The organism is Streptomyces sp. WAC05374 (assembly GCF_004353505.1).
Classification (GTDB): domain Bacteria; phylum Actinomycetota; class Actinomycetes; order Streptomycetales; family Streptomycetaceae; genus Streptomyces.
Genome location: NZ_SMNQ01000012.1, coordinates 32,328 through 57,838 on the forward strand (window position 1 = coordinate 32,328; position 25,511 = coordinate 57,838).

The window sequence follows — 25,511 nt, forward strand, 5'->3', positions numbered from 1 at the left end:
GCTTCACGAGGGCGGGATCAGACGAGCGGGCGGATCGCCGTCGGGGCGTGGCCCGGCTCGGTGGCGAGCTCCTCGAACTCGGTCACGTTGCTCATGTCGACCGTCTTGCTCATCGCGATGTTGGTGACGCGCTCCAGGATGGCCTCGACGACGACCGGGACCTGGTACTCGGCGGCGAGCTTCTTGGCCTCCTCCAGGGCGGCACCCAGCTCGTTCGGGTCGGTGACCCGGATCGCCTTGACACCCAGGCCCTCGGCGACCTTGACGTGGTCCACGCCGTAGACGCCGAGCTCCGGGGTGTTGATGTTCTCGAACTCCAGGTTGACCTGGAAGTTGATGTCCAGGTTGACCTGCGCCTGACGGATCAGACCGAGGTAGGCGTTGTTCACCAGGACGTGGACGTAAGGGACCTTGTGCTGGGCGGCGACCGCCAGCTCCTCGATCATGAACTGGAAGTCGTAGTCGCCGGAGAGCGCGACGATCGGGGTCTCCCGGTCGGCGACGGCGGCACCGATCGCGGCCGGGATGGTCCAGCCGAGCGGGCCGGCCTGGCCGCAGTTGATCCAGTGGCGCGGCCGGTAGACGTGCAGGAACTGCGCGGCGGCGATCTGGGAGAGGCCGATGGTGGTGACGTAGCGCGTCTCCGGGCCGAAGGCCTTGTTCATCTCCTCGTACACGCGCTGCGGCTTGATCGGGATGTTGTCGAAGTGCGTGCGGCGCTGCAGGGTGGCCTTGCGCTCCTGGGCGGAGGCGGCCCAGGCACCGAAGTCCGGCAGCTTGCCCTCGGCCTTGAGCTCCTTCGCCACCTCGATGAAGAGTTCGAGCGCGACCTTGGCGTCCGAGGCGATGCCGTAGTCCGGGGCGAAGATCTTGCCGATCTGGGTGGGCTCGACGTCGACGTGGACGAACTTCCGGCCCTTGGTGTAGGCGTCCATGTTGTAGCCGGTGTGGCGGTTGGCCCAGCGGTTGCCGATGCCGAGGACGAAGTCCGACTCCAGGAAGGTCGCGTTGCCGTAGCGGTGTGCGGTCTGGACGCCGACCATGCCGGCGCTCAGCGCGTGGTCGTCGGGGATGGTGCCCCAGCCCATGAGGGTGGAGATGACCGGCACGTTGATCAGCTCGGCGAACTCGACCAGCAGGTCGGAGGCGTCGGCGTTGATGATGCCGCCGCCGGCGACGATCAGCGGGCGCTCGGACTCCAGCAGGAACCGCAGGGCCTTCTCGGCCTGGGCACGGGTGGCGCGCGGCTTGTAGACCGGCAGCGGCTCGTACGTCTCCGGGTCGAAGTCGATCTCGGTCTGCTGGACGTCGATCGGGAGGTCGATGAGGACCGGGCCGGGGCGGCCGGAGCGCATCAGGTGGAAGGCCTGCTGGAAGACGCCCGGGACCTGCGCGGCCTCCAGGACGGTGGTCGCGGCCTTGGTGACCGGCTTGGCGATCGACGCGATGTCGACGGCCTGGAAGTCCTCCTTGTGGAGCTTCGAGACCGGGGCCTGGCCGGTGATGCACAGGATCGGGATCGAGTCCGCGATGGCGGAGTACAGGCCGGTGATCATGTCGGTGCCGGCCGGGCCGGACGTGCCGATGCAGACACCGATGTTGCCCGCTTTGGCGCGGGTGTAGCCCTCGGCCATGTGGGAGGCGCCCTCGACGTGGCGGGCGAGCGTGTGGTCGATCCCGCCGCCCTCCTTGAGGGCCTTGTAGAAGGGGTTGATCGCCGCGCCCGGCACACCGAACGCGTTGGTGACGCCTTCGCGCTTGAGGATCTCAACAGCCGCTCGGGCGGCGGTCATACGAGGCATGGGTGCTCCTGCTTCGGCCGGCGGATTCGGGCTCTGTCGCGCCACCTGAGAGCTTCGATTCCGTAATGCGGAAGTATAGTTCTGCTATACGGAAGCAATCTAAGGTGTGTGAGAGATGCAGTCAAGGGATGGCCGAACTCCGTCCCCGAGCGGCCGCCCTTGGTGGACGATGGATGGCGTGAAGAAGGGGGTCCTTCGTGGGAGAGAACGTCCCGGTGCGCTGCCCGGCCTGCCGCCGTACGCACGCGTACGCACCGCCCGTCTACCCGTGCCCGTGCGGTGTGCCCGTCGTCCCGCCGCTGCTCAGGGGCGCTCCCGCCGAGCCGATCACCCACCGCACCTGGACCGATGAGTGGGTCACGGTCCGCTGCACGGCCTGCGGGCGCCGGGACCAGTGGCCGCAGCCCGAGCTGGGCTGCCCGTGCGGCACGGTGCTGCGCGTCGCGGTACGGCCGGTGACCGTCGTACCGCCGCAGCCGGCCCCGGGGCCCACCACCCGGTCCGCGCCGTCCGGCCCTGCGGCGTCCGGTTCCGCGCCGTTCAGTCCGGCGGCTTCCGGTCCTGTGCCGTCCGGTCCTGTGCCGTCCGGTCCTGTGCCGTCCGGTCCTGTGCCGTCCGGTCCTGTGCCGTCCGGGTCCGCGCCGTCCGGTTCCGCGCCGTCCGGCCCTGCGCCGTCCGGGGATACCGCGCCGGGGTCCTCCGGTAGCCGGACCTCCGCGCCGGACGCCGCCGATCCGGATCCCGCGGCGCCCGGGCACGCGGCGCCCGGGACCGAGGCGTCCGGCACCGAGGCGTCCGCGCCTTCCGCGCCAGGGTCCTCCGCGCCCGGTTCTTCCCCGCACGGCTCCCCCACGCCCGAGTCTCCCGCACCAGGGCCCTCCGCCCCCGGCACTCCGGCGCCCGGCTCCCCCACATCCGGCACCCCCACACCCGGCTCCTCCGCCCCCAACTCCCCCGGGGCCGCCGGGGGCGGGCCGGTGGGGCCGCCGCCCGGGGCGACCGCGTCGACGACCGGGGTCTCGACGGCGCCCTCCCAGCCGCCGCTGCCGCGCGCGGCCGCGGTGCGGCGCCCCTCGTTCCGGCCCGTGACCATCCGCACCGCCCGCGACGCGGTCACCGCCGCCGCGCTCTACCTGCGCTGGCTCGGCTTCCGCGACGTCGTCCAGCCCGAGGACACCTCGGGCGCGCCCTACGGGCCGGGCTCCGGGTTCGGCATCGAACTGCGCGGCCCTGGTCTGGTCGCCCAGGTCGATCCGACCACCCGGCCCACCTCCCTGCGCGCCGTGGAGTGCCTGTGGCTGACCGGCCTCGCCGCCTCGGTGACCAGCGTGTCGTTCTCCCTGGCCGGGTACGAGGAGAAGGCCCGCGCCCGCGCCGACCGGCTGCGGCTGCCGCTGTTCGTCATGGACCTCACCGGCACGCCGCAGCCTCTCAACGGCGCCGCGGACGAGCTCGTCGCCCGGGGCGTGTGACCACCGGGCGCCGGGCGCCCGCGAGGGTCATACCGCGCTCGGCGCGCCCCCGTACGTCTCGCGCAGCTCGACCTTGCGCACCTTGCCGCTGACCGTCATCGGGAAGGCGTCGAGGATCTCCACCCGGCGCGGGACCTTGTAGTGCGCCAGCCGTTCCCGGCAGTACGCGGTGATCTCGTCCAGGGTCGGCGGGTCCGCCGGGTCGCGCGGGATCACGCAGGCGAGGATCTCCTCGCCGTACCGCTCGTCGGGGACCCCGACCACCTGGACGTCGGCGATCTTGGGATGGGCGTACAGGAACTCCTCGATCTCCCGCGGGTAGACGTTCTCGCCGCCCCGGATGATCATGTCCTTGATGCGGCCGGTGATCCGGACGTACCCGTCCTCGCGCATCACGGCGAGGTCGCCCGTGTGCATCCAGCGGCCCGGGTCGATCGCCTCGGCGGTCTTCTCCGGCTCGTCCCAGTAGCCGAGCATCACGCCGTAGCCGCGGGTGCACAGCTCGCCCGCCTCGCCGCGCGGCAGGGTCACGCCGGTCACCGGATCGACGACCTTGATCTCGACGTGCGGCATCACCCGTCCCACGGTGCCCGTGCGGCGCTCGAGGTCGTCGTCGCGCCGGGTCTGGGTGGAGACCGGGGAGGTCTCCGTCATGCCGTAGCAGATCGACACCTCCGCCATGTGCATCTCGGCCACGACCCGTTTCATCACCTCCTCCGGGCAGGGCGAGCCGGCCATGATCCCGGTGCGCAGGGAGGAGAGGTCGTACGAGGCGAAGTCCGGCAGGTTCAGCTCGGCGATGAACATCGTCGGTACGCCGTACAGCGAGGTGCACCGCTCCCGCTGGACGGCGCCCAGGGTGGCGGCGGGCTCGAAGGAGGCGGCCGGGATCACCACGCAGGCGCCGTGCGAGGTGGCCGCGAGATTGCCCATCACCATCCCGAAGCAGTGGTAGAAGGGCACGGGCAGGCAGATCCGGTCCCGCTCGGTGTAGCCGAGCGTCTCCCCCACGGAGTAACCGTTGTTGAGGATGTTGTGGTGGGTGAGGGTGGCACCCTTGGGGAAGCCCGTGGTCCCGGAGGTGTACTGGATGTTGACGGGGTCGTCGCACGACAACTCCGCCTCCCGGGCGGCCAGTTCACCGTCCGGTACGGTCCCGGCCAGCAGCTCCTCCCACGAGGGGTCGGCGATGTAGTGCACCGCCCGCAGCCCCGGGCAGCCGGCGCGCACCTGCTCCACCAAGGCGCGGTAGTCGCTCGTCCGGTGGGCGAGGGACGCGATCAGGAGCGAGACCCCCGCCTGGTTGAGCACGTACGACAGCTCGTGCGCCCGGTAGGCCGGGTTGATGTTCACCATGATCGCGCCGATCCGGGCCGTGGCGTACTGGGTGAGCACCCACTCGGGGCAGTTCACCGCCCAGATCCCGACCCGGTCGCCCTTGGCGACCCCCGCCGCCATCAGCCCGCGCGCCAGCTCCTCCACGGCGGCGCCGAACTCCGCGTACGTCCAGCGGCGGCCGGACGGCACGTCGACCAGCGCCTCCCGGTCCGGGTGGCGGGCCACGGTCCGCGCCAGGTCGGCGCCGATGGTGTCGCCGAGCAGCGCGGTGCCGCCCACTCCGTGCGCGTAGGACAGGCTCATACGAGGTCCCCCTCCGCGTACTCGGCGGCCGACCCCGCCGCCGTGCGCTCGCGCAGCTCCACCCGGCGGATCTTCCCCGACACGGTCTTGGGCAGCTCGGCGAACTCGATGAGCCGGACGCGCTTGTACGGGGCGAGGACCGCCCGCGAGTGCGCGAACAGGGCCTTCGCCGTCTCGGGGCCCGGGTCCCAGCCGTCGGCGAGGACGACGTACGCCTTGGGGACCGCGAGGCGGACCGGGTCGGGCGCCGGGACGACCGCCGCCTCCGCCACCGCCTCGTGCTCCAGCAGCGCGCTCTCCAGCTCGAACGGTGAGATCTTGTAGTCGGACGCCTTGAAGACGTCGTCGCTCCGGCCCACGTACGTCACGTACCCGTCGGCGTCGCGCGCGCCGATGTCCCCGGTGCGGTAGTAGCCGCCGGCCATCGCCTCGGCCGTACGCTCCGGGTCGCCGTGGTAGCCGGTCATCACGCCCACCGGCCCGGTCGACAGGTCGACGGCGATCTCGCCCTCCGCCGCGCCCGGCTTCCCCGTCACCGGGTCGAGCAGTTCGATGCGGAAGCCGGGGCTCGGCCGCCCCATCGAGCCGGCCTTCAGCAACTGCCCGGGGCTGTTGGAGACCTGGACGGCCGTCTCGGTCTGCCCGAAGCCGTCCCGGACGGTGACACCCCACTCGCGCCGTACGGTCTCGATGACCTCGGGGTTCAGCGGCTCGCCGGCGGCGACGACCTCCCGGGGCGGGGTGCGCAGCGCGGACAGGTCCGCCTGGATGAGCATCCGCCACACGGTCGGCGGGGCACAGAAGCTGGTGACGCCGTGCCGGTCCATCTCGGCCATCAGGCGGGCGGCGTCGAAGCGCGTGTAGTTGTGGATGAACACGGTCGCCTCGGCGTTCCAGGGCGCGAAGAGGTTGGACCAGGCGTGCTTGGCCCACCCGGGCGACGAGATGTTCAGATGGACGTCGCCCGGCCGGAGCCCGATCCAGTACATGGTCGCCAAGTGACCGATGGGGTACGAGGTGTGGGTGTGCTCGACGAGCTTGGGGCGGGCGGTGGTGCCGGAGGTGAAGTACAGCATGAGGGGGTCGTCGGCGCGGGTCTCGCCGTTCGGCACGAAGGGCGTACAGGCCCCGTAGGCGTCCTCGTACGCGATCCAGTGCGGGACGCGCGCGCCGACGGCGATCGGGGTGTAGTTCCCCGGCACGTCCGCGAACTTGCCGGTGTCCTCGGAGCGCACGATCACGTGCCGTGCGCGGCCGCGCTCGACGCGGTCGGCGAGGTCGGCGGGGCCGAGCAGCGGCGTCGCGGGGATGACGACGGCGCGCAGCTTCATCGCCGCGAGGGCGGTCTCCCACAGCTCGACCTGGTTGCCCAGCATGACCACGATGCGGTCCCCGGGCCGTACGCCCAGGCCGCGCAGCCAGTTGGCGACCCGGTCGGAGCGGGTGCGCATCTCGGCGAAGCTGACGCGCGCCTCGGTGCCGTCCTCCTCGACGATGTGGAGGGCGGTCGCGTCATTGCCCTCGGCGATGACGTCGAACCAGTCAAGGGCCCAGTTGAAACGGTCCGGCCGGGGCCAGGTGAACCCCTCGTACGCCGCCTCGTAGTCCTCCCGGTGCCGCAGCAGGAAGTCCCGGGCCTCCCGGAACTTCCGTGTCGCGCCGCTCGCCGCCATGCGTCCTCCTCGTTGCGGGACCCGTCACCGGCATCGTGTAATCGGTGACCCAGGTCTCACTACCCCCGAACGGGGGTGAAGGAGCGGTGACGTGCCGGAGCGGGTGGAAGCTGTGGAGATGCGCGGGGCCCTGCTGCGCCTGCGCCGTGACACGGGGCTGCCCATCGCCTTCGGGGGGCTGCTCCACGACGGCCGGCGCATGCGGATCGCCGAGGTGCACGGGGCGCTGTCCACGGCGCTGGGCGGGCTCGCGATCGGGGCGGGCAACGGGCTCGGCGGCAAGGCCATCGCGCTGGCCCGGCCGTGCGCGGTGACCGACTACGCCTCGGCCCGGCACATCAGCCACGAGTACGACGGGCCGGTCGCGGCGGAGGGCCTCCGGTCGGTGCTGGCCGTGCCGGTGGTCGTGGGCCGGCGGGTGCGCGGGGTGCTGTACGGGGGGCTGCGGGTGCCGTTGCCGCTCGGGGACCGGGTCTTCGACGCGGCGGTGGCGGCGGCCCGGGACGTGGAGCAGGCCCTGGTGGTGCGGGACGGGGCGGGGCGGCCGGACGCGGCCGGGGACGGCGGAGTGCCGGAGGACCCGGCGGCGTGGGAGGGCGTCCGGGAGGCGCACGGTGAACTGCGGGCGCTGGCGCCCCGGATCGCCGACCCGGCCCTGCGCGCCGAGCTGCTGGCGGTGTGCGGGCGCCTGGCGTCTGCCCGGGTGCCGGCGGGAGCGGGGCGGGTGACGCTGACGCCCCGTGAGACGGACGTCCTGGCGGCGGTGGCGTCGGGCGCCACGAACGCGGAGGTGGCGGGCCGGCTGGGCCTGCGGCCCGAGACGGTGAAGGGCTACCTGCGCTCGGCGATGCGGAAGCTGGGCGCCCACACCCGCGGCCAGGCGGTGGCGTCGGCCCGCCGGTCGGGGCTGCTGCCGTGACGGTGGGCTCGTGTGCGGCGGCGGGGCTGTTGCCGTGACGGCGGGCTCGATGGACGGGCGGGGCTGTTGCCGTGACGGCCGGGTGCCGGGGGGCGGGGCGCGCATAGGGCCATGGTGTCCACAGACCGTGTGCTGGCCTTCGCGGCCATGTCGATGCTCGTGATCGTGATCCCGGGCCCGAGCGTGCTGTTCGTGATCGGCCGCGCCCTGGCGCACGGCCGGCGTACGGCGATCGCGACGGTGCTCGGCAATGTGCTGGGCTCGTACGTCCTGGTGGTGGCCGTCGCCCTGGGGATCGGCGCGGCGGTGGAGCGGTCGGCGGCCGTGTTCATGGCGGTGAAGCTGGCGGGCGCGGCGTACCTGGTGTTCCTCGGGGTGCAGGCGTTCCGGCACCGCAAGGAGATGAGGGCCGCCCTGATGGACGCGCCGGAGCCGGCCGCGTCGCGGGCTGACCTGCGCACGGTGGTGGACGGCGTGGTCGTGGGGGTCACCAACCCGAAGGGCATCGTCTTCTTCGCGGCGGTGCTGCCCCAGTTCGTGGACCACGCGGCGGGGCAGGTGGCGCTCCAGATGCTGTTGCTGGGCCTGGTGCCCATCTGCATCGGCCTGGTCACCGACACCCTGTGGGGACTGGGCGCGGCGGCGGCCCGCGGCTGGTTCGCCCGTTCGGACCGCCGGCTGTCGATGGTGGGCGGTGCGGGCGGCTTCGCGATGATCGGCCTGGGCGTGACGGTGGCGGCGACGGGCCGCGCGGACTAGAACGTGCCGAACCGTACGTCGTACGTCGTCCCCGGGGCCATCACCGCCATGGTCCGTGCGGCCTCCTCCGCCACGGCGGCGCGCTGCTCGCGGGTGAGCGTCCCGAACGGCTGAACCGTCACCGTGCCACCTGTCGCCGTGCCCCGTCTCGCCGTGCCCCCTGCCGCCGTCTCCTCCGGCCGCCACGTCCCGGCGAGGAAGCCGTCGACGAGGAAGGTGCGGTAGGCCTGGTTCCCCTTCCAGGTGCGGTCCTTGTACTCCTTGGGGACGACGCGGGTGCGGTCGGCGTGCGAGAGCAGCAGGTTGTCGAACTCAGGCAGGAAGCGGGGCGGTGCCGGGGTGTCCGGGTCGGGGCGGGGCGCGTCGGGCAGGTCGAAGAGCTCCACGCCCTGCTCGTCCCGGAAGGTCAGCAGGGTCGGGCGCAGCGCCTCGAAGGCGTCGCGCAGCCGGGTCAGGCCCGACCAGGTCTGCATGTCCTTGACGGAGGCGGGGCCGAAGGCGGCGAGGTAACGCAGGACGGCCGCCTGCGGGGTCACCGGCTCGGCGGATCTCCCGAGCCAGGTCTCGGCGGTGGTGAGGGCCACCTGGCCGCCGCGCCCCCACAGGCCGCGCGGCGTGACCTGGACGAGCGGCAGCAGGCAGCGGGCGGCGACGGTCAGGGCGAGCGGGTCGGCGTCGGGCCACTCCTTCAGCAGCGCCTCGCGGATCTCCTTGGGCGTACGGGGCCGCTCCTCGACCAGGTCGCGGCTGAGCGCCGTGAGCCGTTCCAGGTCCACCCCGACGAGCCCCTTGCGGAAGAGGGTGACCTCCCGGTCGCGGGCGGCCTGGACGAGGGGGCGCAGCGCGAGGACGTCGTCGGCGGTGTGGGTGTGGATGGTGGACCGCATGGTGACGATCCGGGCCACCTCCCGGGCCTCCATCAGCGCGGACAGTTCCTCGGGGCGGAATCCGTCGAGGCGGGCGGCGAGGGCGTAATAGGGCGGCTTGGTGTTCTGCGCCTGGAGTCCGACGAGGTGGGCGACGGCGTGTTTCGCCGGCATGGGGGTACGACGCAGCAGGAGCTGCCGTGCCAGGGTGGCACGGTTGAGGGCGCGGGTGGAGAGCACGGGCTTCTTCTCGGAGTCCATGCCGCGCACGCTACGCTCCCTCGCGGACAACTGCTGTCCGCAATAGGGCGCCGGTCCTGCCGTGCCAGGGCGAACCGGCGCGTATATGGTGCGACCGGGAGGTGAGCCCCACATGACCCTGCCCTCGAAGAAGCCGAACTGGCGACGGCGCTCCCCGGCCCCCGCGCCGGTCGCCGAGCGCGTCTCCGCCGCGTCCGCCTCCCCCTCCTCCTCCGGCTCCTCGTCCCCCGACCGGGGCAGCGTCGTCCAGGCGTCCCTCTACCGGGACGGCCACAAGGTGTCCTCGCCCGGCACGCTGGCCGAGACCCTCCGGCAACTGCGCGAGGAGCCGGACGGCATGGCCTGGATAGGGCTCCACCGCCCGTCGGAGGCGGAACTGCTCTCCCTGGCGGCCGAGTTCGACCTCCACGAACTGGCCGTCGAGGACGCCATGGAGGCGCACCAGCGCCCGAAGCTGGAACGGTACGGCGACACGCTCTTCGTCGTGCTGCGCGCCGCGCGTTACCTCGACGCGCAGGAGGAGGTCGACTTCGGCGAGCTGCACATCTTCCTGGGCACGGACTTCCTCATCACGGTCCGCCACGGCGCCGCCCCGGACCTCTCGGCGGTGCGCCGCCGCATGGAGGAGACCCCGGAGCTGCTGGCCCTGGGCCCGGAGGCGGTGCTGTACGCCATCCTCGACGCCGTCGTCGACGGCTACGCCCCGGTGGTGGCGGGCGTCCAGAACGACATCGACGAGATCGAGACGGAGGTCTTCCGGGGCGACCCGGAGGTGTCCCGCCGCATCTACGAACTCTCCCGCGAGATGGTCGAGTTCCAGCGCGCCACCCGTCCCATGGTCGGCATGCTCCACAGCCTGATGGCGGGCTTCGCCAAGTACGGCACGGACGAGGAGCTCCAGCGCCACCTGCGCGACGTCGCCGACCACGTCACCCACACCAGCGAACGCGTGGACGGCTTCCGCCAGGCCCTCACCGAGATCCTCACGGTCAACGCCACCCTGGTCACCCAGCAGCAGAACGCGGAGATGCGGGCACTGGCGGAGGCGGGCTTCGAACAGAACGAGGAGATCAAGAAGATCTCGTCGTGGGCGGCCATCCTCTTCGCCCCGACGCTGGTCGGCACCATCTACGGCATGAACTTCGACCACATGCCGGAACTGCACTGGGTGTACGGCTACCCCTTCGCGATCCTGCTGATGGCAGTGGTGTGTTCGAGCCTGTACGTGGTCTTCAAGAAGCGGGACTGGCTATAGGCGTCGGGGCCGCTGCGACGACCTCAATTCGCATCCGCGAACTCTGCCGAATGGCCGTTCTCGAGTCCAGCGAGCGACCGGGTCGCCGTCGACGGGCCGTCGAGCGGGGCCAAGCCACGGACCATGTCGTTACCACCGCGCCAGGGAACGCTGCCTGGTCACATACCCCCAGATCCCCAATCCGATCCCGACCAGTGTGAGCACGGCTCCGGACGCCCCCAGTGCCGACGGCACCAGCGGCACGACCCGTTCGGCTCGGACACGGCCGCGCACGTCGGAGGCCGCGACGCTGCCCGACTGCTCTTCGAGGAAGTACCGCGAGTCATTCGCGTTGGGCCGGTTGTCGCCAAGAAGGAACAGCCGCCCGTCCGGCACGGTCACCTCGTACGGTGCGCCCGTGGTGCCGAACTTGTCGCGCATCACGTACGGCTCGTCGATCTCCTTGCCGTTCACCGCGACCCGCGTACCGTCGGTGGACTCCACGCGGTCTCCGCCCAGGCCGATCACGCGCTGCAGGGCCGGTGCGTCCCCGTAGCGGTCCGGCACAGTGACGAGAACGACATCACCCCGGCGTATGTCACCTTCGTCGACCCGCTCTATGGCGAGCCGCTCGCCCGGACGATAGGTGGGCCGCATCGCGTCGCCTGCGACGGTGATCCGTTCCCGGCCCAGGTCACCGGTGGCTCCGATTCGTCCCACGGCTCCCAGCGACAGCGCCAACCCCAGCGGGACCAGGACCCAGGCGGCGATTCTGAGTCCGCGGCCCGCACGTTGCGACTGCACCAGCACCCCTCCCTGTCCTACCCTGCTCAACTGCCGTCGACCGAGCGGCCCGGCTGGAACGTCGGGTCAAGGCCGTACTCCGCGACACCGAAGGGCTTGAATTCCTTGTCCGCAAGAACCCGGTACAGGAATTCCGACGTCGACATGTCATACCTGTGCCACTCGCCGACATCGCCTCGAGCAAGAATCGAAAATTCACCGGGCCGCTCCGCGTCGACAAGCCAGCAGTACTGATCCGCCCATTCCGTCGCCGCCCATTCGATGACACCCTTGCCGCCCGGTGAGTAGACCGGGTACGGGTCACCTTCTTCTTCTGCCGCAACAGAAGCCCGCCACTGCGCAAGAAGGTCGAAAGAGAGGGCGTCCGAACGTGCGAGGAAGAAGACGGACTCACAGAAGACACCCCCGCCGAAAGCCTCGAAGAGTTCCTTGTAGTCCGCCGGAAGCGGAAGCTGCAGCTCTCGCTCGATCGACTCCCAGTCGACCGTGAGATCCAAAGGCACCCAGTCGGTCAACTCGATCAGACGCCGCACCCACATAAAGAAACCTTTCTGAAGTGAAAGGTGCAGGTGAATACCGAAGAACGGTATTCACCTGCACCTGCTATCGCTTTGCCGAGCCAGTGAACCTGATCAGGGTTTCAGCCCTGTGGGAGTGTTCCAGATCGTGATCGGATCGGCTGGAATTTCTCCGGTATCCAGATTCAGCCAGTTGATGGTCAGGTAGTCCGGTGCACCGTTTTTGCCAGTGTAGTGAGCGGTCACCTCATAATAAACCGTCTGCCCACTGTTCACCATGGCGGCAACCTGGTCCTCCACCTTCTTCATCTGGGACCTATTGGGCTTGCCGTACAAGGAAACCAGATTCCGGCGGTCTGTGTCACCGCCCAACTGATTGCCCAGCAGATGGCCACGGTTCATTCCCACGCCATCGATGAAACCCGGGGTCCAGGTCTCGGGGTACTTGCTCATGGGCCGCGGGACCGGAGCCCCAGCGATCGCGGAGTCAGGGTTCCCCATCGTCTGGCCCTTGTCGTTGACCCAACTGAAGTCGCCCTTGTTGAGGCAGGCCCGCACTCCCTGCGCCCGGTCGTACTTGTCGAGAGGCTGGTAGAACACCGAGCTCTCGTCATCCTCGCAGGAGGCCTGTGTGAACGGGAATCGTGATGCTCCCGGAACCCAGTCCCACTGCCCGTCGGGCTCCACGAGCCGGCCCTTGCTGCGGTCACCCGTGTAGTCGGACTCGTACCCGTTGGAGGCCGTCTCGGTGTTCCATCCGATGCCGTTGAGGAAGACGTCAGCGGCGACCTTCCAACCGCCCCCCGCCTTCTTGACACCGCCGACAGCGACATCCCCGATCGTGTCGAGAACGTCGCCGCACCAGTCACAGCCGAAGATGTGGCCGTCCAGCTCGACGAAGCTGGTGGGGTTTCCGCCGGTGAAGGAGTACCGGTTTCCGGTGTACGGATCGGAACCGAGACCCATGTCCGCCAGGGCACCGTTGTACATGTCCCGGGTGGTGAACCGGTTGAGTCCGGGGTTGTAGTCCCGGAAGCCCATGTCGTAGGTGCCGGAGTTGGCGTCCCACCGCTTCGCGTTGTAGCGGTAGGGGTTGTACGCCTCCTTGGTCGGGTCGCCGGCGTCGGGCTTGTCGATACCGGTGAACTCGGACTCGTCGTCCGAGCCATAGGCCGTGTAGCCGTAGGTGGACTTGGAGTTGCCGTCCTTGTCGGTCAGCGTCTCGACGTCGGTGTGCGAGTTGTAGCCGTAGTAGCCGTCCTCGCCGGTGCCGTCGGTGTTGTGCTTGACCTGGGAGAGGCGCTCGCCCCAGGGGCTGTACTGGTACGACTTCGTCAGCGCGCCGGCGACCTCCTCACCGAGCACCTCGGTCGACAGACCCAGGTAGGTGAAGTCGGTGGTCTTGCCGTCGGCCGTCTTGGACGCCGTACGGTCCAACGGGTCGAAGGTGTACTTGGTGGACTTCAGCGTGCCCGCGTCGTCCATCTTCTGGGATTCGACGACGTGGTCGAATCCGTCGTACACCGAGCGCTCGATGACCTTGCCGCCACCGGTGACGGACTCCTGGCGGCCGAACGGGTCGTAGTTGTACGTGGCCGTCGAGCCGCCCACCGCCGCGGAGACCAGCCGGTTGCGGTCATAGGTGTACGTCGTGGACGTGCCCTTGACCGTCTGGCTGACGACGTTGGCGTTGTCGTCGTGGACGTACGTCTCGGTGCCCGCACCGTTACCGGTCTTGACCGACTTGGCGAGCCGGTTCGCGGGGTCGTAGGTGTAGTCCGTGGTCGACTCGAGATAGGCCGCGTTGTTGTCGGCGTTCATCTTCTTCGCGACGTCCTGCGCCTTGTTCCCGTTGGGGTCGTAGGCGTAGGTGTGCGAGGAGACGAGCGTGCCGTTCGGCTTCTTCTCGACGGCCGTCTTGACCGCACCACTGAGGTAGTAGGTGTAGTCGACGGTGTTCTTGTTGTTCTTGGTCTCCTGGAGCTTCAGACCACGGTCGGTGTACGTGTACGAGGTCACCTTCGGCGAGCCGTCCGTGGACGACTTGCCGACCGAGACGGTCTTGACCAGATCCCGCAGATCGTAGGTGTACTTGGAGAACTGGTCGGGGTGGGTGATCGTCTCCGGCTTGCCGTTCACGTCGTACGTGTACGAGGTGGACTTCTTCTCCGCCCCGGCGAGCGCTTCGGTGACCTTGGCCACCTGGTTGAGACCGGTGTAGACGATCGTGTAGGCGTCGATCCTGGCACCGGACGAGGTGTCGTCGATCGAGGTCAGGTTGCCGTTGGCGTCGTAGGCGTAGGCGAAGGACTTCTTCTCGGAGTCCGTCTCGCCGGCCGTGTCACGCACCAGCTTCACGCCGTCGGCGACGACGATGCCGCCGCTGTTCTGCTCCAGCTTCAGCTTGGCGTCATTGCCCTGCTTGAGGCTGTACGAGCCGAGCGAGACCCAGGTGCCGGTGGCGGCGTTCTGGTCCTTCGTGACCGACGGGTGCGTGGTGGTGCCCTGCGACAGCGTGTACTTCGCCGTCGTGGCCGCGCCGGTCACCTTCGGGTACTTCACGTACGCGGTGTACGTGCCGTCCTTGGGGATGTTGAGCGTCCACGTGAAGGCATCCGTGCCCGTACCGGCCGCGTGCGTGCGGTGGTCGTAGCCGTGCTGCCCGGCGATGTCACCCTTCGCCCAGGTACCGGTCGAAGAGGTGTGCTGGCTGTCGGAGTTGTCCACCAGGACCACCGACTTGCCCACCGGCACACCGTCGTCCGCCTTGGACTTCAGCTTGCCGTCGGGGTAGTACGACCACGTCATGGTGCGGTCCGAGGAGCCGCCCGCCGAGGTGAGCGTGCGGGCCTTCTGCTGCCCGAGCTCGGTGTAGTCGTACGTGGTGGAGATGTCCCACGGGTCGGTGGACTTCCTCGTCCAGCCGTTGTCGAAGTACTCGAAGACCGTGTCGTTGCGGACCGTCTGGCCCTCGGACGGCGGCAGCGACTTCTTCGCCACGCGGCCCACGGCGTCGTACACGGTCTGGGTGTAGACGTTCGGGCTGTTGTAGCGGGAGTCGGCCGGGTCGTACGGCTGGAACTGCTTGACCGGACGGTTCAGCGCGTCGTACTCGGTGCGCGAGACGAAGTCGTCCGTGGCCGCCGTGGCCGTACCACGCGGGGAGATGACCTTGGTGGTGTTGCCCACCTGGTCGTACTCGTACCGGGTCGTGCGGAACGTGGTCCCCTCGTAGGGGGTCCGGACCTCCTTCTTCTTTCCGCGCTCGTCGTAGTCGACGTAGGTGATGTTGCCCTCGGCGTCCTTGGTCTGGATGACCAGGGAGTCCTTGTCGTAGGTCGTCGTGATGGACTTGCCGGCGGCGTCCGTGACCGTGGTGACCCGGTGGTTCAGGTCATAGGCGGTCTTGGTCAGGTAGTCGGCCGTGTCCGTCGTGGCGTTCTTCCTCGGATCGACGATCCGGGTGACGTTGCCGACGTTGTCGTATTCGTACGAGATCCGGTGCTGCGCGGCGTTCGCCACGGAGGTGAGCTGGTAGATCTCGTCGAACGTGTTGGTGGTGACGTGGTCGGTGGCGTCGCCCGTGGTCAGTGCGCCCTTGGGCTCGGTCGTCGTCTTGAGGTTGCCGACCTTGTCGTAGGTGTAGACCGTCCTGCGCTCGGCGGAAGTGGCGGTGTCCTTCGGCGCGGAGTCCGAGGTGATCTGGTCGGCCGCGTCGTAGACCGCCGTGGAGACCGCACCGTTGGGCGCCGTCGCCTTGGTGACGTTGTCGTTGGCGTCGTACTCGGGCGCCGACAGCGTGATCAGGTCTCCGGCCGCCTGGTCCTTCGGCACGACCTTGGTCAGCGGACGTCCGAAGGTGTCGTACGTCTGCGTGGTCTTCTTGCCCAGGGCGTCGGTGGTCTCGCGGACCTGGCCGCGCTCGTCGTAGACGAACGACGTGGCCTTGCCCAACGCGTCGGTGATCTTGGCCGGGTAGCCCGTCGGACCGAACTCGCTGTTGGTCGTCGGGTTGCCGTTGGCGTCGATCGCCTTGGTCAGTTGACCGTACGCGTCGTATTCGTACGTGGTGGTGTAGTCGTCCGCCGTCGTGGTCGCGACGCCCTTGGGGTCGGTGACCGTCTTCAGGTTGCCGAACGAGTCATAACCGAACTGCCACTTGCGGCCCTCGGGTGAGGTCTTGGTGAACAGGTCGGCGGAGAAGCCGTCCAGACGGGTCTGGTAGCTGTACTGCTGCGAGTTCGCCGGGTAGGTGCCCGGGGCGCAGTCCGAGGACGGCGGGACGCCGCCCTTGTTGTTCTCCGCGTCGCGCGACCAAAGGGGGTAGCCCGTCTTCTGGTCGTAGCAGTACGCGGTCTTGGCGCCGTTGGCCTCCTCCATGTACGTGACGTTGTTGTCGGCGTCCCACGACAACTTGGTGACCTGGGACTTGGCGTTGGTCGTCTGGACCGGGCGGCCGAAGTCGTCGGTCACGTAGTCCGTGGCGTGCGCCTCGGCGTCGGTGACCTTCGTGTCGGTGAACTTGGGGTTCGTCGTGTTCGCCTTGTACGCGAAGCCCGTGAGGAAACCGAGACGGTCGGTGATCGTCTTGGTCCACCAGTGGTACTTCGGGTCGTCACCGGCCTGCGGGGCGTAGTAGGCCAGGTTGGTGGCGTTGCCGCGCGGGTCGGTGGCCTTGACGAGCTTGACGTTCTTGTTGCCCTGCGTCGCGTCGTAGGTGAACTTGAACACCTTTGGCTGCGTCGAGCCCACACCGTCCGTGAACTGTCCGAGCAGGCCCTTGGTGGTGTAGTGGAACTCGACCTTCCGGCCGGAGACGTCGGTCACCGAGCGGATGTGGTCGTAGATCTTCGAGTTGTTCAGCGCACCGGCGTCGGTGGTCAGGACCCCGGAGTCATTGACGTACTGGTAGCCGGACTGGCCCTTGGTCCAGTAGTCGACCGTGAGGGTCTGCCGGCCGGCCGGGTCGGTGATGTACTTGAGGAACTTGGTCGGCTTGTTGTTGGACTTGCGCTCCTCGTAGGTGAACGTCTGCGTGTTGCCGTTCTTGTCGACCGTGGACGTCAGGTAGCCGTCGCAGCCGAAGAGGAACCGTGTGCCGTCGGGGCGGGTGAGCGTCCAGGCGTCCGGGACCGGGTCCTTGGTGGGCTTGCAGTCCAGGCCGGCCTTCATGGTGACCTTGTAGTGGACGCCCGCCGGGGCCAGCCACGTACCGTCGGCCTGCTTGCGGAAGACGTGCGTGGTGCCGTCGCCGTCCGGGAGCCGGATCTCGGTCGGGTTGGGGTTGGGGTGGAAGTCCAGCGGCGCGCCGAGCCGGATGGGGCCCGAGAACTGGAACGACCAGCCGTGGCCGGCGACCGTGTCCGTGGTGTCCTGGCTGTTGTACGCCAGGCGGGCGAAGGTGCTCAGTCCGCGTCCGGGGTTGGTGAAGGCGTTGTACTGCCACACGCCGTTTCCGGAGGCCAGGTTGTTCATGAAGTTCGAACCGGCGCCGGTGTTCTTGCCGGCGTACGAGTAGAACTTCTCCATGCCCAGGGTGTTCGAGGTCGGGTCCTCGATCGCCACGTTCTGCTTCAGCGACGGGATGCCGCCGGTGCCGGCGGACAGCCAGGTGCCGTCGGCGGTCTTGCGGACGTCCCAGCCGAGCACGTACTCGCGGCGCTTGTTGCCGGAGTCGGAGTTGATCGCCGTGTTCACCTTGGCCTGGATGGTGGCCGACTGGCCCGGCAGCAGGGCCGGGATCGGGGTGCTGAGCTGGTTGCCGCCCGTGGTGACGTCGGTGCCGTCGGGGAGCTTCCAGGTGTAGGACAGCTCGCGCTCACCGGCCGCCCACGCGGTGGCGGTGGTGTTGGTGACGGTGAAGTCCACGGTGTAGGTGGAGTTCGGCGTCATCCGTGCCGGTGTGTTCGGCGCGTAGTACGTGTCCTCGGTGGTCGAGTCGACGTAGATGACCTGCATGTACGGGCGGAGCTGCGGGTCGGCGGCCTCGGCCGACAGGAACAGGGTGCGCTCCTGGGGGCCGGTGGTGGTCTCGTCCTTCAGCTTGACCAGGGCGCCCTTGTTGGCGGCCGGGGTCCTCACCCAGCTCTGCATCAGGCCCGTGGCGTCCCACCAGTGGCGGCCGACCTCGTCGGTGATCTGCGGGACGGTGTCGGAGACGGCCGCCGCGAAGTCACCGCCCGCCGTGGTCCACGCGGTGGTGGAGGTGGCGTTGTTCCACGTGGCCGTGGTCTCGTCGAAGTCGCGGTTGAGGGCGTGGAGCTCGTAGATCGCGCCGTTGCTGGTGCTGGTGGTCTCGGCGCCCCACATGTACAGCTTGTTCTCCAGCACCGTGGCGGTGGTGGGGATGTCGGCGGTGGGGAACTTCAGCACGGCGCGGGTCTTGCCGTACGTGCTGGAGTTGTTGCCGACGCTCAGCCAGGTCTGGCCCACGCTCCAGGACATGATCTTGTCCTGGTTGGTGGTGGGCTGGGCGGAGGAGAGCGTGGTGTCGGCCTGGCCCGCCTGGATGATCTTCATCGTCCGGCCGGCCTTGGGGATGCCCACGACACGGGTCGGGGAGCCGAGCAGCTCACCGCCCTTGGTCTTGACCGCGAGCTGGTAGTAGTACGACTTGCCGATCTCGGCCGAGCTGGAGTCCGGCGTCGGTACGGCCGTGGTGTCGGTGTACGTCGTCGCGGTCGACGGGATCGGGGCGATCAGCGTCGCGGCGGACGGCGTGAAGACCTGCTGCGTGGAGCGGTGGAGCTGGTACTCGACGATGTCCAGGCCGGTGTCACCGGTGGTGTTGGTGTACTTGGCCCACGACAGCTCGGGGCCGGTGGAGTGCACCACGGTCGGCGAGTCGAGCGCGGCGCCCACCTTGCCGTAGGTGACGGTAAGCCTCGGGTAGGTGGACGTCTCGCCGCCGTAGGTGTTGCCGTCGGCCGCCTCGTAGCGCGGGCCGCCGGTCGGCGCGGTCGCGGACTCGTCGGTGCCCTTGACCACGAAGCCGTGGTTGGTGGCGGTGCCGGAGACCCACTTCTGGACGGTGTCGGTGACCGGGAACTTGTGCCACTGGTTGTACTCGCCGGTGTTCTTGACGATCGAGGCCGGGTTCACCAGGCGGATCGCGTCGGCGAGGGTACGGGTGGTGGCGGAGCCGGTGTCACCGAGGACGACCTTGCCGGCGGTGCCCTTGGAGAAGTACCGCTGGGTGGCGTCCAGGGTCTTCCAGGTGGCGCCGGTGCCGGTCTGGTTCACCGTGTAGCTGTTGGTGCCGTCGCGGTGGGTGACGGTGTACGGCGCGGCGGTGGCGGCGTCGGAGGCGGCCGGGTAGTGGACGTCGACGCGGTAGCTGGCGGTCTCGGGGACCTTCGGCTGCCAGGTGTACGTCTCACCGGTCGCGGTGTTCTTGTTGTACGCGTAGTCACCGCCGTTGGCCGCGGTGGCGGAGGCCCTGGGCCACTCGCCGACGGCCGCGGTGCCCGTGTCGCCGTCGTCCTGCTGGACGCTGGTGCCGGACAGCTCACCGACCAGGGCGCTGGTGTTGGACCAGGTCGCGGTGGACTCGGCCCATGAGCCGGTCGCCCGGTAGGCGCCGATGGTGACGTCGTTGCCGTTGGTGGTGTGCGCCTGGTCGAAGTACATCTCCAGGCGGGCGGTGTCGATGTCGACGCCCGAGGGGATCTCGTCGATCGGGAACTTGATCAGCGAGCGCGCGATGCCGGTGTCCGTCTTGCCGGCCGACAGCTTCCACGTGGTGTTGAAGTTCACCGACGGCTGGTCGGACAGGACCATCGTGTCCTGCGACTGGGACGCGTTCGGTGTGACGGTGATCGTCGGGTCGATGACGACCGGGTACTGGCGCTCCTTGGCCGCCAGCCAGGAGGCGTCCGGCGTGACGGTGAGGGTCCAGCCCTTGCCGTCCGCGGCCCGGGTGAGCTTCTGGGTGACCTTGGTGCTGTAGGTGCCGCCGGTGGGCGACAGGGGGTCCTTCTTCGCGTCCGTCATGTACGGCGCGGGGATCGTCATCACCGGCGTCTGCGGCGCCTCGCCGTACAGGGCGATCGAGCCGTCCTCGCGGACCTGGGGCACCAGGCCCTCGGTGTCCAGCGTGAAGGTGAACGTCACCGGCCCGGCGGGGCGCTCGGCCAGGACGATGTTCTCCTTGACCTGCCCGGCGCCGACCACGTACTGCAGGTCCGCCCCGGCCACGGCGTCCTTGTAGGTGACCGTGGAGCCCTTGGCCTCCGGCTTCAGCGCCTTCGCGGCGCCCTTCAGGCCCAGGGTGACCGAGCGGCCGTCGGGAGCCTCGTAACGCAGCACCTCGCCGGCGCCGCGGCCGAAGGCGCTGCGGCCGGTGTTGGTGGTGTTGGCGAAGCCCTGCGCGGTGGGCTTCACCGCCGGGTCGATCGGCTTCCACGACGAGCCGGAGCGGTACGAGGTCGGCACGGCCGACAGCTCGGCCTGCACCCGCCCGTCCGACAACTGCCAGAAGCGCGCCTGCGGGGTGCGGCGGTCGGTCAGCTCCCTGACCCGCTTCGGCGCGGGCTCGGAGACCGCCCGGGGGAGCTTCTGGCGGCTGGGTATCTCCAGCTTCCCGCCGACCGGAGGCGCGGCGGAGGCGTTCTCGTCGTCGTCCGAGAACCAGCCGGTGATGGTGTCGACAACACCCTTGTCATCGCCGCTGGTTGGCGATGACGGCGCCGCATAAGCGACCTGTGGTAGCAGCGTTCCCGCGACCGCTGCCACGATCAGACAGGAGATATGTCTCCTGTATGGGATGGACACGCAAGTGCCTTTCTGTTTCGGCGCCCCATGCTTGGCCGCAGGGACATATTGGGTACGCCAAATGGGCCGGATCAGAGGTTTCCGATCGGCTTCGAGCCAGTAGCCCGAGCAGGCAAGCAAGCGCGTAGAAGCGCCTGGTCACGTGCGCGGCAGCGGGAGTATTGGCCATGGGACTGACGTGCTGTCAACCTTGCGGACAAGCACGACAAAAGGCGGCTCTCATCCGGGTTGTTCGTCCCATTCTTCCCGTCGCTCGCTCAGGCGAACCGGCATGGTGTATAACCGCCCGGGTTTCCACGTCAGCCGACTCACCGAAAGCCGGGCCCTTCATGCCGTCCAGCGAATCCACGGAGAACACAGCGCCGGAGAACGGCCCGAAACCCGGCACTGATCCCGAGTCGGACACCAGGAAGGAAAGCGTTCCTGGCGCGCCGGAAGACAGGCCGGCACAGGAGCGCGCCGCGAAGGGGTCGGTCGGCGGCCGCCAAGGCGTGGTCATCTCCGCCGTACTGCTCCTCGCCTGTGGCGCTCTGGTCGGGTACGGCGTGCTCAGCACCGGGGACAAGCCCGAACCGCGAGCGGTACCGACGGCCGAGGTGACCTACGAGGTGACCGGCACGGGAACCGCCGAAATCTCCTACCTCGCCGGCAGCCGGTCCGGTGCTGCCACGGTTGAGAAGGACGCCGAACTGCCCTGGAAGAAGACGGTGCAGGTAGCGGTGCGCAAAGCCCCGACCGTGGCCATCGTCCTGGACGAAAAAGGCGGCGAGGCGGTGTGTGTGCTCGCCGTCAGTGGCAAGCACGCCCAACGCGCCACTGCCATGGGTCCGTTCGGCCGCGCCACCTGCAGCGGTCCTCTCCTTCGGTCTGGCCGGCGATAGGCCGCTGTAACCTCCGGCGCGCTTCGGTGACGGCCGCCTTCCCTGACTACGGCATGAACGTCGCGGGACTGGCCGCGGTGCGCGGGCCGTGGGGGTCCAGGCGCAGGAGCTTGGGCCAGATGTCGGTCCAGGGTGCCTTCGGGTGGCTGAGGAGGTGGATCGGGCGGCCCTGGTACTCGGTGGCGATGCCCAGTCCGTTGTCGACGGTGGCCACCTGACGGGCCGCGCCGAAGTGGGCGCGGAGTGCCGGGTCGGGGTGGCCGACGTGGAGGACGACGGTGCGGTCGGCGGGGGGCGGGCCGAAGAACCAGTAGCCGCGGGAGCCGCTGTGGACCGGTGGGAGGCCCCGGGCGGGGCCGAAGTGGGCGAGGGCGGAGGCCACCCAGTAGTCGTCGGACATCACCACCACGCGGTCCCGGGTCCCGGGCGGCAGGCGGTGGTACAGGGCGGCGACCTGGTCGGCGAGCTCCGGCCAGCCGATCTCCGAGCGCTTGTCGAAGCGGTGCGGCGCCCTGCCGACGTACGACTCCGGTGGCTGGAGCGGGAGGTCCAGCAGCGGCCACACGGCCGACACGGCGATCACGGGGTACACCGCCCAGCCCGCGCGCCGGCCGGACGCCGCCGCCTTCCGTGCCGCCCGCCGCCGCTGGAGGCCGACGGCGCCCGCCGCCCAGAGCGCGGGGAACACGCCGTGGATGTAGTAGGCGCGCCCGCCGGTCAGTACGACGAACCCGGTCACCAGCAGCGCGGCCACCGCGAGGAAGCGGAAACCGGCCGGCTCCCGGTCCATGAGCAGCAGCCCGAGCCCGTACAGGCCGAGCGCCATGCCCAGCACCGGCCCCAGGCCCAGGACCATCAGCGCCAGGTTGACCGGCTGCCCCTCCCGCTGGGCGACCTCCGCGGCGATCGCCTCGCCCATCCGCAACTGCGGCCAGCCGTGCCGGTGCTGCCACACCAGCGCCGGCACGACCGACAGGGCCGCGAGCCCCGTGCCCGCCCACAGCGGCGGCCGGGCGAGGAGCCCGCGCGGCCCGCACAGCAGCGCCGCCACCAGCAGGGCCAGGCAGAACACCACGATCTGGAACTTGACCTGCATCGCCACCACGACGACGGCCCCCGCGGCGAGCAGCAGCCGGTCGCGCGTCACGCCCTCCCGGCGCAGCCGCACCCAGCGCACCAGCAGCCAGGTCAGCAGCGTCCACAGCGGAACGTCCAGGGCGGCCGTGGACAGCAGCCGCCCGAGCGCGCCGAGGGCCAGGGCGTGGGCGGCCGCGGTCAGCCACTGCGCCCGCCGGTCCCCGCCCAGCTCCCGGGCCAGCAGCGCGGCCAGGACGGTCCCCGCGCCGGTGGCGAGGATGGCCGGGAGCCGCAGGACGCGCAGCGAGCCGGGGGCGAGGGTGTCGGCCAGCAGCGCCAGCAGCGGCACGCCGGGCGGCTGGTCGGCGTACCCCCAGTCCAGGTGGCGGCCGGCCGCGAGGAAGTACAGCTCGTCGCCGTCGTAGCCGTGGCGGTCGGCGAGCAGGAGGAGCACCGCCGCGGTACCGGCCGCGATGCCGAGGATGGGTGCCCAGGCCGGCGGGGTCGGCGGGGCCGGTGCGGGCGGCCGTGTACGGGGGCGGGTCGGTGTGGGGGTGGTCGCCATGGGTCAGCGGTCCGGGAGGTCACCCTCGCCGGTCTCCAGCCAGTCGCGCTCGGCGTCGGTGAGCCGGTGGGCCGCGGCGGCCAGGGAGTCGCGGACCTCCTCGGGCAGCCGGGGTCCGATGAGGGCGACGACCGGGAAGGGCTGGGAGAGGGTCCAGGCGAGGGCGATGCCGGTGGCGGAGATCCCCGTGCGCCCGGCGAGCAGGCGTGCGCGGTGGATTCGGGCGGCGTTGGTCTCGCTGTACCAGCTCTCCGCGAGCGGACCGGTGCGCAGCTCGTCGGGGTCGGCGAGCGCGTGCGCGCCGCGGCCCTGGCTCGCCCAGGGGTACAGCCGGACGGTCCCTTCGGCGAGCCAGTCGCGCCAGGCGGGGTCGTTGGAGGTCACGGTGCCGGGGTAGATGGGGTGGACCATGTCGATCAGGCTGTACTGGTTGGAGACGCCGGCGGGCAGTGGCAGGCCGTGCTCGCGGGCGTAGGCGACGGCCTCGACGACCCGTGCGAGGGTCCAGTTGGACATGCCGTACGCGCCGATGAGGCCGCGGTCCACGAGGCCGGCGAGAACGGTGACGAACTCCCCGACGGGGACGTCGGTGTTGTCGCGGTGGAGCATGTAGAGCGCGGCGTCGTCGCGGCCCATGCGCTCGAAGCTCTCGGTCAGTTGGGGTTCGACGCGGTCGGGCAGGCACTCCGGGGTGTGCGCGCCCTTGGCCAGCACCCAGACGTCCTTCTCGACGCCGCGCGACCGGGCCCAGGCGCCGAAGGTGCGCTCGCAGCAGCCGGGGCCGTAGGCGTGGCCGTAGAGCCAGGCGGTGTCGAAGGCGCGGCCGCCGCCCTCCCAGTAGGCGTCGAAGACGGGGAAGCCGCGTTCGTTCTGGCCGAAGGCGGAGGTGCCGAGGAGCAGCGGCGGGCCCTCGGGGCCGGGGGGCGGGGCGGAGGCGGGCCGGGGGGCGGTGGTCATGTGGCTCTCCTGGTGTGTCGGTGTCGTCGGGGGTCGGCGGGCGCCGCACCGCGCCGGTACACGGCCGGTGCGGCGGGTGCGGCGCCCGTCGGTCCCGTCGGCGGACGGGGGCGCGGGTCACGCCGTGACGTACGCGGCCGGTGCGGTGGACGGGACGCGGGTCACGCCGTGACGGCGACGGCCCGGCGGACCTCGTCGGCGATGTGGTCCAGGTGCCCCTCGGTGAGCCCCGGGTGGGACGGCAGCGCCAGCAGTTCCTGGGACAGCCGCTCGGCGACCGGCAGGGAGACGCCCTCGTGTCCGGCGAACGCGGGCTGCTTGTGCAGCGGGAACGGGTAGCGCAGCAGCACCGGGACGCCTCGCGAGCGGAGGTCGGCCGCGATCTCGCCGGCGGGGCGGCGGCCGCCGCCCGGCGCCACGCGCACCGCGTACTTCCAGAACGCGTGGGTGGTGCCCTCCGGCTCCACCGGCAGTTCCAGGCCCTCGACACCGGCCAGCCGCTCCGAGAGGCGGGCGGCGTTGCGGCGGCGGGCCTCGACCATCTCGCCGAGCCGCTTGTGCTGGGCCAGGCCGATGGCGGCCTGGACCGAGGTGAGGCGGTAGTTGTAGCCGACCTCGTGCGCCCAGATCATGCCGGGGCGGCCCTCGATGGGGCCCTCGCCGTGGCTGCGCAGGCGGCGCAGCCGCGCCGCGTGGTCCGGGTTGTCGGTGAGCACGGCACCGCCCTCGCCGCCCGAGGTGATCACCTTCTGCTCGAAGAGGCTGACGCAGGCGAGGTCGCCGAAGCCGCCGATGGGCCGGCCGCCGATCTCGGTGCCCAGCGCCTGCGCCGCGTCCTCGACGACCGGGACGCCCGCCTCGGCGGCGACGGCGGTCAGGGCGGCCATGTCGGCGGCGATGCCGTTGATGTGGACGACCACGATGGCCTTGGTCCGGTCGGTGATCAGCGACTTCACCGAGTCGGGGTCCAGGCAGTGGGTGTCCGGTGTGACGTCGGCGAAGACCGGGCGGGCGCCGAGGTACACGACGGGGCTCGCCGAGCCGATGAAGGTGTGGGCGGGCACGATGACCTCGTCGCCGGGCCCGACGTCCAGGACGTGCAGCGCGAGGTGCACGGCCGCCGTGCCGGTGGACACCGCGACCGCGTGCTCCACGCCCTGTCCGGCGGCCAGGGCCGCCTCGAATTCCTCGACGGTCTTGTTGCCCTGCCCCACCAGGCGGTTGGAGCGCAGGGCCGCCACCGCCGCCTCGATGTCGTCGTCCGTGAGCTGGGGCCACCGCGGTAATTCCTGGAAGGAGCTCAAGGTGTG

The 25,511-nt window shown here is 70.3% G+C and carries 14 protein-coding genes and 2 pseudogenes; 6 read left to right on the forward strand and 10 right to left on the reverse strand.

Features of this window, described 5'->3' with window-relative positions:
- Positions 1 to 17: 17 nt before the first annotated feature.
- Positions 18 to 1,802: a glyoxylate carboligase gene (gene gcl, locus E2B92_RS21895; protein WP_185923701.1), complete on the reverse strand. Its 1,785-nt coding sequence runs from the start codon at positions 1,800 to 1,802 to the stop codon at positions 18 to 20.
- Between the two features lie 197 nt (positions 1,803 to 1,999).
- Between gcl and E2B92_RS34165 the strand changes: the two are divergent.
- Both E2B92_RS34165 and E2B92_RS21905 read left to right on the forward strand, forming a co-directional pair.
- Positions 2,000 to 2,273: pseudogene (locus tag E2B92_RS34165) on the forward strand (hypothetical protein); the annotation flags it as partial.
- A 614-nt stretch (positions 2,274 to 2,887) separates the two neighbouring features.
- The gene (locus E2B92_RS21905) at positions 2,888 to 3,274 is read left to right on the forward strand and encodes a hypothetical protein (protein ID WP_327437498.1); all 387 of its coding nucleotides are present in this window, start codon (positions 2,888 to 2,890) and stop codon (positions 3,272 to 3,274) included.
- A gap of 27 nt (positions 3,275 to 3,301) precedes the next feature.
- On the opposite strand, the gene E2B92_RS21910 is transcribed toward E2B92_RS21905, so the two are convergent.
- Together E2B92_RS21910 and E2B92_RS21915 are read right to left on the reverse strand one after the other, a co-directional pair.
- On the reverse strand, positions 3,302 to 4,915 hold the full coding sequence (locus tag E2B92_RS21910) for an AMP-binding protein (protein ID WP_126887218.1): 1,614 nt from the start codon (positions 4,913 to 4,915) through the stop codon (positions 3,302 to 3,304).
- A complete protein-coding gene (locus E2B92_RS21915; protein ID WP_126887217.1) occupies positions 4,912 to 6,588 on the reverse strand; it encodes an AMP-binding protein in 1,677 nt (558 codons plus the stop codon). The genes E2B92_RS21910 and E2B92_RS21915 overlap by 4 nt, the downstream gene beginning before the upstream one ends.
- A gap of 91 nt (positions 6,589 to 6,679) precedes the next feature.
- Between E2B92_RS21915 and E2B92_RS21920 the strand changes: the two genes are divergently transcribed.
- The gene (locus E2B92_RS21920; RefSeq protein ID WP_126887216.1) at positions 6,680 to 7,507 is read left to right on the forward strand and encodes a helix-turn-helix transcriptional regulator; all 828 of its coding nucleotides are present in this window, start codon (positions 6,680 to 6,682) and stop codon (positions 7,505 to 7,507) included.
- A 111-nt stretch (positions 7,508 to 7,618) separates the two neighbouring features.
- Positions 7,619 to 8,266, forward strand: a complete 648-nt coding sequence (locus tag E2B92_RS21925) for a LysE family translocator (RefSeq protein ID WP_126887215.1) — start codon at positions 7,619 to 7,621, stop codon at positions 8,264 to 8,266.
- Here E2B92_RS21925 and E2B92_RS21930 read toward each other — a convergent pair.
- Positions 8,263 to 9,393 carry a winged helix DNA-binding domain-containing protein gene (locus E2B92_RS21930; RefSeq protein ID WP_126887214.1) on the reverse strand — a complete coding sequence of 377 codons (1,131 nt, stop codon included), beginning with the start codon at positions 9,391 to 9,393 and terminating at the stop codon, positions 8,263 to 8,265. The two genes, E2B92_RS21925 and E2B92_RS21930, sit on opposite strands and share 4 nt — an antisense overlap.
- Positions 9,394 to 9,560: 167 nt before the next feature.
- Here E2B92_RS21930 and E2B92_RS21935 point away from each other — a divergent pair.
- Positions 9,561 to 10,648, forward strand: a pseudogene (locus E2B92_RS21935) (magnesium and cobalt transport protein CorA); the annotation flags it as partial.
- Positions 10,649 to 10,777: 129 nt separating this feature from the next.
- Here E2B92_RS21935 and lepB read toward each other — a convergent pair.
- The 3 genes from lepB to E2B92_RS21950 all read right to left on the reverse strand — a co-directional run bounded on the left by lepB (position 10,778) and on the right by E2B92_RS21950 (position 19,728).
- A complete protein-coding gene (gene lepB / locus E2B92_RS21940; RefSeq protein ID WP_235023917.1) occupies positions 10,778 to 11,437 on the reverse strand; it encodes a signal peptidase I in 660 nt (219 codons plus the stop codon).
- Positions 11,438 to 11,457: 20 nt separating this feature from the next.
- Complete coding sequence (locus E2B92_RS21945) at positions 11,458 to 11,964, reverse strand: SMI1/KNR4 family protein (protein ID WP_160159773.1); 507 nt, start codon at positions 11,962 to 11,964, stop codon at positions 11,458 to 11,460.
- 99 nt (positions 11,965 to 12,063) lie between these two features.
- Positions 12,064 to 19,728 carry a golvesin C-terminal-like domain-containing protein gene (locus E2B92_RS21950; protein ID WP_235023924.1) on the reverse strand — a complete coding sequence of 2,555 codons (7,665 nt, stop codon included), beginning with the start codon at positions 19,726 to 19,728 and terminating at the stop codon, positions 12,064 to 12,066.
- Positions 19,729 to 21,050: 1,322 nt separating this feature from the next.
- Here E2B92_RS21950 and E2B92_RS21955 point away from each other — a divergent pair.
- Positions 21,051 to 21,602 carry a hypothetical protein gene (locus tag E2B92_RS21955; protein WP_235023918.1) on the forward strand — a complete coding sequence of 184 codons (552 nt, stop codon included), beginning with the start codon at positions 21,051 to 21,053 and terminating at the stop codon, positions 21,600 to 21,602.
- A 46-nt stretch (positions 21,603 to 21,648) separates the two neighbouring features.
- Here the strand turns inward: E2B92_RS21955 and E2B92_RS21960 are convergent, their stop codons facing one another.
- The 3 genes from E2B92_RS21960 to E2B92_RS21970 form a co-directional block, all read right to left on the reverse strand.
- Entirely contained in the window at positions 21,649 to 23,244 is a 1,596-nt protein-coding gene (locus tag E2B92_RS21960) for a glycosyltransferase family 39 protein (protein WP_133087652.1), read from the reverse strand.
- Between the two features lie 3 nt (positions 23,245 to 23,247).
- A complete protein-coding gene (locus tag E2B92_RS21965) occupies positions 23,248 to 24,201 on the reverse strand; it encodes an aldo/keto reductase (protein ID WP_133087653.1) in 954 nt (317 codons plus the stop codon).
- A 161-nt stretch (positions 24,202 to 24,362) separates the two neighbouring features.
- Positions 24,363 to 25,505 (reverse strand): DegT/DnrJ/EryC1/StrS family aminotransferase, encoded by a 1,143-nt coding sequence (locus tag E2B92_RS21970; protein ID WP_126889461.1) that lies wholly within the window; start codon positions 25,503 to 25,505, stop codon positions 24,363 to 24,365.
- Positions 25,506 to 25,511 lie beyond the last annotated feature (6 nt).